Here is a 1,682-nt window from a genome sequence, read left to right as displayed (position 1 = left end):
GCATTGGCCCAGCGGCTGTCCTCAGCCAACAACGAGGCGATCAGCGGACCGATGTCATCCGGCACGCCAGCGCGGCCAAGCGCTGTGTTGCTGGCCACGAACTGGTTGAGTTGGGGGTTGTCCCGTATCATGCCGCCGCTGAAGTCTGTCTCAATCGCGCCGGGCGCCACCGTGTTCACAGCGATCCCCCGACTACCGAGTTCCTTCGCCAGGTATCGTGTCAGCACCTCGACCGCGCCTTTCATCGAGGCATACGCCGCACTGCCCGGGATTGAAAAGCGAGTCAGCCCCGATGAAATGTTCACAATCCGTCCGCCGTCACAAAGCAGTGGCAGCAGTTTCTGCGTCAGGAAGAACACGCCCTTGAAATGCACGTTGTAGAGCGCGTCCAGTTCCGGTTCAGTCGTCTTCTCGATTGAGTTGTGGTGCGAGATCCCGGCGTTGTTCACGAGGAAATCGATCGTGTCCGAGCCGAGTTCGCCTAGCGCGGTGCGCACGTCGTCGACGAAGCCGTCGAACGCCGAAATCTTGCCGGCGTCGAGTCGTAATGCGATGGCCCTGGCGCCCGAAGTTGCGACTGCGGCAACCACCTTGTCGGCTTCTTCCTTATTGGTGTTGTAAGTGAAGATGCTGTGGACGCCACGTTTGCCAAGGCTCAGCACGGTACTGCGGCCGAGGCCGCGGCTGCCGCCGGTGATGAGAGCGATCTTCTGGGGGGATGTGGTGTAGATGTTTTCAGCCATGTGCAACTCCATGAGGTTCGGTGGAGTCGACAGGGTAGGTCGGCAGCGGCCTTCCGCCTACGCCAAAACCATCCTTTTTGTTGCCTATTCCTGCTTTTGTTAGTAGCGTTCACTCTGATGATCACTATTCGCCTCACCAATGCCCATATCCGGACTCGCCGACGCGGTTCACGATTACATCGCCAATCAGGAGGGGAGCAGCCCGTTCTACACCGCCGTCGACGGACTGATCATTCTGTGCGGCGAACTGCAACGACACCCGACGCACCTGGTCCACAAGCCCTCACTGTGCATCGTTGTTCAGGGGGCGAAGTGGACGAGCTTCGGCAGCAGGAAGCTGGAGTACCGTGCTGGAGAGGCACTGGTCGTCAGTCTCGACATGCCGGGTGCAAGCCAGATCATGGAAGGAGGGCCGAACCAGCCGTACCTGAGTGTCATCATCCAACTGGATCAGGTCGCCATGCGCGAGGTCAGCGAACAGCAGGGGTCGACGTTATCGCAACCTGAGACCCCTGCCGACGGCAGCGCCTTCGTCATTGAGCTCGAGGAGCCGCTGATCGACTGCGCGCTGCGGGCGGTGCGCCTGCTGGACGTACCTGCTGCCATTCCCGTTTTATATCCGTTGATCATGCGAGAAATCTGTTTCTGGCTGCTGGCCGGGCCGCATGGCGACCACGTCAGCCGCATGATCGTGGGCGGGGACAGGCACGAGGGCATCGTCAGGGCGATGCAGGTGCTACGCGAGCAGTTCGCGCAGACGTTTCGCATCGACGAACTCGCCACCGTGGCAAAGCTCAGCCCGTCCGCCTTCCATCACAAGTTCAAGGCGTTGACTTCCCTCACGCCTTTGCAGTACCAGAAGCAGATTCGCCTGCTGGAAGCGAGGCGCCTCATGGCTGCGGGGGAAGCCAACGTGCAGACGGCGGCAGTTCGTGTGGG

2 protein-coding genes are annotated in these 1,682 nt (G+C 60.7%); one reads left to right on the top strand and one right to left on the bottom strand.

Annotated elements, in window-relative coordinates; all coding sequences use genetic code 11:
- Positions 1 to 743: SDR family NAD(P)-dependent oxidoreductase (locus HV770_RS38000; protein WP_175166524.1), on the bottom strand; the 743-nt coding region annotated here is incomplete at its 3' end.
- 139 nt (positions 744 to 882) lie between these two features.
- Between HV770_RS38000 and HV770_RS37995 the strand changes: the two genes are divergently transcribed.
- On the top strand, positions 883 to 1,682 hold an 800-nt coding region (locus HV770_RS37995; protein WP_175166523.1), incomplete at its 3' end, for an AraC family transcriptional regulator.

The sequence above is a fragment of the Paraburkholderia fynbosensis genome (genome assembly GCF_902859935.1).
In the GTDB taxonomy this organism is placed as follows: Bacteria; Pseudomonadota; Gammaproteobacteria; order Burkholderiales; family Burkholderiaceae; genus Paraburkholderia; species Paraburkholderia fynbosensis.
The sequence above is the reverse complement of the archived record's forward strand: the minus strand, read 5'-3'. Positions and strand labels throughout refer to the sequence as shown.